The sequence below is a fragment of the Cupriavidus sp. 01L46 genome (assembly GCF_056399905.1).
Window position 1 is genome coordinate 1 of the sequence record NZ_JBFTSF010000279.1, and the last position, 8,250, is coordinate 8,250.

Below are 8,250 nucleotides of genomic sequence, written 5' to 3' on the forward strand. Positions count from 1 at the left end.
GGCGAATAGCGCGCCGGTCTCGGCTGCGTTCTTGACCTGCTCGGCATAGCGCGCCGCTTGTTCCGCGGCGACGGCATTGACAAAGGCCTTGCGCGTTTCCAGCGCCTGCCGCAGCAAGGTGTCGGCCACGGCGAGCCGGGTTTGGGTAAAGCGGTCCTGCTCGATGCGGGCCGCCAGCGGCAGCACCAGCAGGTTCATCAGGCCGACGGATATGGCGCGGTCGATCTTGAGGTCGTCGCCCTGGCGCTTGCGGCTGAAGGAGAATCCCGGGTTGGGCAGGCGCGTTGCCTGGACGTACTCAGCCTCGGAAATACCCAGATCGGCAAAGGCTGCCTGCAGGCCAGCGTTGTTGAGCAGCGCGATCTGCACGGCGCTGTCGGCGTCGAGTGGCTGCGCCAGCAAGGCCTGGGTGCGCTCGTAGACGGCGGCGCGGTCCTGGTCGGAGCGGACCCAGATGGCATCCTTGCCGAGGCGCTCGCGCGCGGCGGTGGACGCGGTGCCGAAGCCACCATCGGCGGTAAATCCGGCGCAGCCGGCCAGCAGCAGGGCACAGGCCGCCGCGGCCAGTCCCGGCCGGATTGGCAATGGGTGAGACATGCGGCCTCCTTAGTGGTGGTGGCCGTGGCCGGCGGCCGCGGGCTTGGCCGCCGGTGTCGGCGAGGGCATGGACATGGGCGCATTGGCGCCCGTTGCGTCCTTGCCTGCCGTCGGCGTGACCTGCGCGTTGGACTCGCGCCACGGGGCGATGGCTTGCGCCTGGAACGGCACGTAGCCGGCCAGCACGTTCGGTGCCGGCAGCGGCGGCACGGATGCGCGCGGATCGAGTGGATCGGCAGCGGGTGCGCTGGACTGGGCCGACGACAAGGTCGGCCCGAGCACCAGACAAGCCGCCGCAAGAATGCGGACGAAATGCATGACAACCTCAGTGTTCGTGGGATGCGCGAAGGACGGCGCGGGGTAAGACGAACGGCGGGCGAGCGTGCGCTGGACGCACCTCGGGTGTCAGCAGCGCGCGGCGGGCGGGCGGTCGGAGGGGGCGGGGAGGAAGCCGGCGTAGGCGGCCAGCGTGGCTACCGGTGCGGCATGGCCGTGGCTGGCCAGGGCGAGCTCAGGCAGGATGGTGGGCATGACGGCCCCGAGCGCGCAGGCCGAGCAGGCGCTGCAGGTGCCACCGGCGCCATGGCTGGCGTGGTGATCCTGATGGTCTTGATGGGCTGGCTGGTCAGTCATGCTGGTCATGCCAGATACACTGGCCATCCCGTCCCGCTGCTGGGCCGGGTCCGCCGCGTCATGGCAATGTGCGCCGGCATGGCTGCCAAGCGCGGCTTCCGCCTGCGACTTCATGGCCGCATGGCGTAACATCATCGATTCCACGGCCGGCGAATCGGCCGGCAGTACGACGGATGGCACCTGCACTGAATGCCCCGATTGCACAGATTGCGCCGCGCTGCAGACCATCATGAYCGCCGCCGCGACACCCTGTGCGGGCAGCGCGATCATGGCAAGGCACAACAGGAAGTAGCTAAGGACGCGTTTCATCGGGGCAGGGGAATCAGCAGCCGACATTGTACCTGCATCGAAAGGTGCGGTAGCGTGACRCCAACATGACAATGCTGACATCTTCGGCCGCGGCGGGGCTTCCTCGTATAGCGTGTCGGTCTTGCAGGGCCGGTGGATGGCCCGGAGTGAATAACTATGCGCATACTGATTGTCGAAGACGAACCCAAGGCAGGCGACTACCTGCGCAAGGGCCTGAGCGAATCCGGTTTCGTGGTGGACCTGGCGCGYGATGGCGTGGACGGCCTGGCCCACGCACGCGGGCAGGAGTACGACCTCATCGTGCTGGATGTGATGCTGCCTGGCATGGATGGCTGGCAGGTGCTCCAGGAACTGCGGCGCGAGCGCGATACGCCGGTCCTGTTCCTCACCGCGCGCGATGCGCTATCCGACCGGCTCAAGGGCCTGGAGTTGGGCGCCGATGACTATATGGTCAAGCCCTTCGCCTTCGCCGAGCTGGTCATGCGCATCCGCACCATCCTGCGGCGCGGCCCGTTGCGCGAAAGCGAGCTGATCGAAGTGGCGGACCTGCAGATCGATACCGTCAAGCGCCGCGTCACGCGCAACGGCCAGAAGCTGGAACTGACCTCCAAGGAGTTCGCGCTGCTGCAACTGCTGGCGCGCCGCAGCGGCGAAGTACTGTCGCGTTCGCTGATTGCCTCCCATGTCTGGGACATGAATTTCGACAGCAATACCAATGTGGTCGATGTCTCCATCCGCCGGCTGCGCGCCAAGGTCGACGACCCCTTTCCCGCCAAGCTGATCCACACGCGCCGGGGCATGGGCTACGTGCTGGAAGAGGAAGCCCGGTGATCCGGGCCATGTCAGGGTCCGCCTCGTGATCCGCGCCGTACTGCGCCTGCCGGCATCGCTTACGGCACGGCTGGCGCTGGCCTACGGCGCCGCCACCGTGGCGATCCTGGTGGCCGTTGGCACCTACCTGGCAAGCGCGCTTGCTGCCCAGTTGCAGGATCGCGACGAGAGCGAACTGGTCAGCGAAGTGCTGCTGGTGCGCCATCTGCTGCGCGAAGTGGGCTCGGAGGCAGAGATCCGCGCCGACACGCATCGCTTCGCCGATCTCGCGCTGGGCCATGAAGGATTGATCCTGCTGGTGCGCGGCAGCGGCGGCGAGCCGCTGGTCACCCTGAACCCGCGCCATGAGCCGGTGCCGGCATTGCCAGTGCTGCCCGCGGCCACACCACCCGACAAATCCCAACTGCATACCTGGTATCCCCGCAACGGTGTCGCCTCGCGCGGCATCTCCGCGTTGGGGCAGTTGGGGGATTCCGAGCGCGCGGTCGAGATCGTGGTGCTGCGTGATGCCGGCTACCGCGTGGCGCTGATGAAGGCCTACCAGACGCAGATGCTGTGGGCAACGCTATGCGGCGCGGCGGTCGCTGCGGGGCTGGGATACCTGCTGGCCAGGCGCGGCCTGCGCCCGCTCAGGCGCATGGCGCAGGACGCTTCGGCCGTTACCATGAGCCGGCTCGCCACGCGGCTCGATGCCGGCCAGGCGCCCACCGAGCTGCGCGCGCTTGTCGCCGCGCTGAACGACATGCTGGCACGCCTGGAAGACGGCTTTCATCGACTCTCCGAATTCTCTGCCGACCTGGCGCACGATTTTCGCACGCCCATCAGCAACCTGATTGGCCAGACCCAGGTCACGCTGGGCCATAGCCGCCCGGTGCAGGAGTACGAGAGCCTGCTGGAATCCAACCTGGAAGAATACGAACGGCTGGCCCGCATGATCGAGAACATGCTGTTCCTTGCACGCGCGGACCATGCCCAGGTGGCCATGAAGGTGCGAGAGCTGGACGCGCGCGCGGAGCTGGACAAGGTTGCCGAGTACTACGAGGCCGTGGCGGCGGACCGAGACATCAAGGTGCAACTTGCCGGCCAGGGCGCCGTGCGCGCTGACCAGACGCTRCTGCGGCGCGCGGTGACCAACCTCGTCGACAACGCCTTGCGCCACGCGCCCGCCGGCAGCGCCGTGGACATCCGGGTCGTGGCGGACGCCGCCGCTACCCGGATCCAGGTGAGCAACGGTGGCGCCGGCATTGCCGCCGAGGCGCTGCCGCACGTGTTCGGGMGTTTCTACAGAGGCGACCCCGCGCGCAGCAATTCGGCGGGCTCGACCGGGCTAGGGCTGGCCATCGTGGATACGATCATGCGGCTGCATGGCGGCAGCGTGAGCATGCGCAGCCGGGCCGGCGAGACGGTGGCGGAGCTGATGTTTCCGATGCAACATGCCCGGTCCGCGGCAGACTCGACAAGCAGGGGTTAAGAACCGTACGCTTCCGCAGCCTGATCGGCATCTTCGATACACAACGATGCGATCTGCCACCGCTCATCGATAATTAGCCACAGCTCAAAAAAATTACATTGGCTAACGATCTCTCCATTTGTCTTGAATGAGGCGGAGCCAAAGACAGTGGCCCAACCCTTGCGCTCTTGAATATCGATAATTGATTCTCTAAACTCTACCCCTTTGGATTTCTTTGTCGGATATTTGGCTCGACTTCGTTCGATAAATGATACCTGTTCGGATTTGGAGATAAGCTTGTCACCTCTTTTAATGAAAAAGGTAGGTGCCTCCAAATATGATAGCCAGTCCACCTCGCCGTTTAGATAGGCATCAATCCAAACCTCCCTTATTTGATTCAGTAAATATCTTTTATTCATGCTGTAACAACAAATCAAGTTGTTCCGAAATGTCGGACAGCTTTCGATCCAACAAGCGCTGCGCATCTAGTACACCTTCATTGTACGCATGGGATCGCACCAGTTTGTACAATTTCTCCCCGAACGGAACAACTTCCATATTCCCTACCGAGATTCCTAATTCACTCTTCAGTAAGTCACGGACTTCTGAGGAGAACTTAATCAAATCAAATTTATCGATATTCATAATATCTCCTAAAATGTGTGGAATTTGAATATTACCGAACCGTGCACGATTGGCAATCGATTTGTATGATMCGCTTGTCAGGCCAAGCCCGCGGTCGATGAGCGCGGGTGGTTCAAGCCGGCGCACCAAGCCCTTGCGCATCAAGCGCGTTGGCGTCGCAAGCTCGGCAAGAATCGGTGCCCGGCAAAGAATATAGATTCCAAGCGCCGGCAGGATTCGGAAAATTCAGATTTTCATTTTGCCACGCCGTTGGCCCGCGAACCCCGGCTCTCGCATATCGCATTTTCAGAGGCGCGCACGCTGGCCGTGGCGATGTGCAGTCGCTTGGCGACAATGCCACCGCGGCCGGGCGTGCAATGAACCGCAAGATGGAAATCGTGCTGGCGCCGCCGGGCATCGGGTTGCACTGATGCGCAGCGGTGCTTGATGGCAGGAGCGGCGTGCCGCTCCTGCTGTCGCCAGGGTTAGCCGTTGGGCAATGCCGGTGGCACCGTCAAGCCGCCAGCCAGGCGTCCGCTACCTGCGTCATCTTCAACGCCAGCCTCCTCCTTGTCGCGCCGATGCGCCAGCCGGTACAGCACTGGCAGCACCAGCAAGGTCAGCGCGGTGGAAGACAGGATGCCCCCAATCACCACCGTGGCCAGCGGACGCTGTACCTCGGCCCCGGTCCCGGTGGCGATCGCCATCGGGATAAAGCCCAGCGATGCCACCAGCGCGGTCATCAGCACCGGGCGCAGCCGGGTCAGCGCGCCGGTGTGGATGGCTTCATCGAGCAGCTTGCCTTCTTCGCGCAGGCTGCGGATGAAGGACAGCATCACCAGTCCGTTGAGCACCGCCACGCCGGACAACGCGATAAAGCCCACCGCCGCCGAGATCGACAGCGGAATGCCCCGCAGCCACAGCGCCAGGATGCCGCCAGTGAGCGCAAAGGGGATGCCGGTAAAGACCAGCAGGCCATCGCGCGCGTTGCCGAACATGGCGAACAGCAGCACGAACACCATCAGCAGTGCCACCGGCACCACGATCTGCAGCCGCGTGGTGGCCGATTGCAATTGCTCGAAGGTGCCACCCCAGGTGACCCAGTAGCCCGCCGGGATCTTGACCTGACGATCCAGCGACGCCATCGCCTCGGGCACGAAGGTGCCCACGTCGCGCCCGCGCACATTGGCGCTGACCACGATGCGGCGCTTGCCGTTCTCGCGCGAGACCTGGTTGGGGCCGGGGGCCAGCGTGAGCGTGGCCACTTCGCCCAGCGGGATATAGCTGGCGGTTGCCGTACTTCCCTTCGGCAAGGGAATCGGCAGCCGGCGCAGCGCCTCCACATCGCCACGGATGCCTTCCGGCAGGCGTACGCCGATATTGAAGCGGCGGTCGCCCTGGAAGAAGATGCCGGCGTCCCTGCCGCCCACGGCAATGGCCACGGTGTCCTGCACGTCGATCATGTTGAGGCCGTAGCGGGCTGCGCGGGCGCGGTCCACGTCTACCGTCAGCATCGGCAGGCCGCTGGTCTGCTCGACCTTGACCTCGGTTGCGCCGGGGACGGCCCGCAGCACGGTGGCGACCTTTTGCGCGGTGTCCTCCAGCACGGCGTTGTCGTCACCGAAGATCTTGACGGCCACGTCGCTGCGCACCCCGGAGATCAGCTCGTTGAAGCGCAGCTGGATCGGCTGCGAGAACTCGTACTTGTTGCCGGGGATGGTTGCCAGTTCGGCCTCCATCTCCGCCAGCAGTTGCTCGCGCGTTTTTGATGGGTCGGGCCACTTTGTCCGTGGCCTGAGCATGATGTAGCCATCCGAGGCGTTGGGCGGCATCGGGTCCGAGGCGATCTCGGCGGTGCCGGTGCGGGCGAAGACGCGCTCGATTTCGGGGAATTTCTCCTTGAGGCGCGTCTCGATCTGCTGCTGCATGGCGAGCGACTGGGTGAGGCTGGTGCCGGGAATGCGCAGCGCCTGCACGGCGAAATCCCCTTCGTTCAGGTTGGGGATGAACTCGCTGCCCAGCCGCGTCGCCACCAGGCCGCTCAACAGCACCGCGACTGCGGCAAGGGTCAGCACCACCGGTGTGTTGGCGATGGTCTTGCCGAGCATGGGCGCGTAGGCGCGCTTGGCCCACAGCATCAGGCGGTTTTCCTTCTCGCCGACCTTGTCGCCGATGAACAGCGCCACGGCCGCCGGCACGAAGGTCACCGACAGGATCATTGCGCCGAACAGCGCCAGCACCACGGTCATTGCCATGGGGTGGAACATCTTGCCCTCCACGCCGGTCAGCGCAAAGATGGGGATGTACACGATCATGATGATGAGCTGGCCGAAGATCAGCGGGCGGCGCGCTTCCCGCGAGGCCGCAAAAACTTCGTGGAAGCGCTCGCCGCGGGTGAGCGGGCGGCCGTGCTGTTGCTGGGCATGGGCGAGGCGCCGCACGCAGTTCTCCACGATCACCACCGCGCCGTCGATGATGATGCCGAAGTCCAGCGCGCCCAGGCTCATCAGGTTGGCGCTGATCTTGTACGTCACCATGCCGGTGAACGTAAACAGCATGGACAGCGGGATGACCAGCGCGGTGATGATGGCGGCGCGCAGGTTGCCGAGGAACAGGAAGAGGATCACGATCACCAGGATCGCGCCCTCGACCAGGTTCTTCTTGACGGTGGCGATGGCGCGGTCCACCAGCACGGTGCGGTCATACACGGTGACGGCCTTGACGCCGGCCGGCAGCGAGCGGTTGATGGCGGCCATGCGCTGGTCCACCGCTTGCGACACGGCACGGCTGTTCTCGCCGATCAGCATGAAGACGGTGCCCAGCACCACTTCGCGCCCGTTGTCGGTGGCCGCGCCGGTACGCAGTTCGCGGCCGATGCCCACGTCCGCCAGGTCGCGGATGCGGATGGGCTGGCCCTGCGCGCTACCCACGATGATCTCGCGGATATCGTCGACGGACCTGACCTGCCCCGGCGCGCGMACCAGGTATTGCTCGCCGCGCCGCTCGATATAGCCGGCGCCCACGTTGGCGTTGTTCTTCTCCAGCGCCACCACCACGTCCTGCAGGCTCAGGCCGTAGGAGGCCATCCGTTCCGGGCTGGGCGCCACCAGGTACTCCTTGGCGAAGCCGCCGATGGAGTTGATCTCGGTGACGCCGGGCACCGTGCGCAGCTGCGGCTTGATGACCCAGTCCTGGATCTCGCGCAGGTCGGTGGGCGTGTAGGGCGTGCCATCCGCCTTCCTGGCGCCGTCCTCGGCTTCCACCGTCCACAGGTAGATCTCGCCGAGCCCGGTGGAGATCGGGCCCATCTGTGGCGCAACGCCTGTGGGCAGGTTCTGCGCGGCCTCCTGGATGCGCTGGTTGACCAGCTGGCGCGCGAAGTAGATATCGGTGCCGTCCTTGAAGATCACCGTTACCTGCGACAAACCATAGCGCGACAGCGAGCGGGTTTGCTCCWGGCCCGGCAGGCCGGACATCGCGGTCTCGATCGGGTAGGTGACGCGCTGCTCGGTTTCCAGCGGCGAGTAGCCCGGCGCGGAGGTGTTGACCTGCACCTGCACGTTGGTGATGTCGGGCACGGCGTCGATGGGCAGCCGGTTGTAGTTGTAGATGCCGAGCGCCGCCATGGCGGCCACCACCAGCAGCACCAKCCACCGCTGCTCGATGGCAAAGCGGATCAGTCTTTCAAACATGAGGGATTCTCCGCTTAGTGGCTATGTTCGGCGCCGGCTTTGCCAAGCTCGGCCTTGATCACGAAGCTGTTGCCCGCCACGTATTGCATGCCGGCTTTCAGGCCTTCGGTGATC

The 8,250-nt window shown here is 64.9% G+C and carries 7 protein-coding genes and 1 pseudogene; 2 read left to right on the forward strand and 6 right to left on the reverse strand.

Translation table 11 applies throughout. The features are described from left to right. The 3 genes and pseudogenes from AC1DS3_RS31355 to AC1DS3_RS31365 form a co-directional block, all read right to left on the reverse strand. Window positions 1-597 (reverse strand): annotated as a pseudogene (locus tag AC1DS3_RS31355) (TolC family protein); the annotation flags it as partial. A 9-nt stretch (window positions 598-606) separates the two neighbouring features. Continuing rightward, complete coding sequence (locus AC1DS3_RS31360; RefSeq protein WP_441637708.1) at window positions 607-915, reverse strand: hypothetical protein; 309 nt, start codon at window positions 913-915, stop codon at window positions 607-609. A gap of 87 nt (window positions 916-1,002) precedes the next feature. Beyond that, a complete protein-coding gene (locus tag AC1DS3_RS31365) occupies window positions 1,003-1,539 on the reverse strand; it encodes a hypothetical protein (protein ID WP_477128663.1) in 537 nt (178 codons plus the stop codon). A gap of 156 nt (window positions 1,540-1,695) precedes the next feature. On the opposite strand from AC1DS3_RS31365, the gene AC1DS3_RS31370 reads away from it, so the two are divergent. Together AC1DS3_RS31370 and AC1DS3_RS31375 are read left to right on the forward strand one after the other, a co-directional pair. Beyond that, window positions 1,696-2,370 (forward strand): heavy metal response regulator transcription factor, encoded by a 675-nt coding sequence (locus AC1DS3_RS31370; protein ID WP_441637712.1) that lies wholly within the window; start codon window positions 1,696-1,698, stop codon window positions 2,368-2,370. A 25-nt stretch (window positions 2,371-2,395) separates the two neighbouring features. Further along, window positions 2,396-3,841, forward strand: a complete 1,446-nt coding sequence (locus AC1DS3_RS31375) for a heavy metal sensor histidine kinase (protein WP_477128664.1) — start codon at window positions 2,396-2,398, stop codon at window positions 3,839-3,841. Here the strand turns inward: AC1DS3_RS31375 and AC1DS3_RS31380 are convergent. From AC1DS3_RS31380 to AC1DS3_RS31390, 3 genes are all read right to left on the reverse strand, one after another. Next, window positions 3,838-4,239: a hypothetical protein gene (locus AC1DS3_RS31380; protein ID WP_477128665.1), complete on the reverse strand. Its 402-nt coding sequence runs from the start codon at window positions 4,237-4,239 to the stop codon at window positions 3,838-3,840. The genes AC1DS3_RS31375 and AC1DS3_RS31380 overlap by 4 nt on opposite strands. Continuing rightward, complete coding sequence (locus AC1DS3_RS31385; protein ID WP_477128667.1) at window positions 4,232-4,606, reverse strand: DUF2164 family protein; 375 nt, start codon at window positions 4,604-4,606, stop codon at window positions 4,232-4,234. The genes AC1DS3_RS31380 and AC1DS3_RS31385 overlap by 8 nt, the downstream gene beginning before the upstream one ends. Before the next feature lie 323 nt (window positions 4,607-4,929). Continuing rightward, window positions 4,930-8,136, reverse strand: a complete 3,207-nt coding sequence (locus AC1DS3_RS31390; RefSeq protein WP_477128666.1) for a CusA/CzcA family heavy metal efflux RND transporter — start codon at window positions 8,134-8,136, stop codon at window positions 4,930-4,932. Window positions 8,137-8,250: the final 114 nt, after the last annotated feature.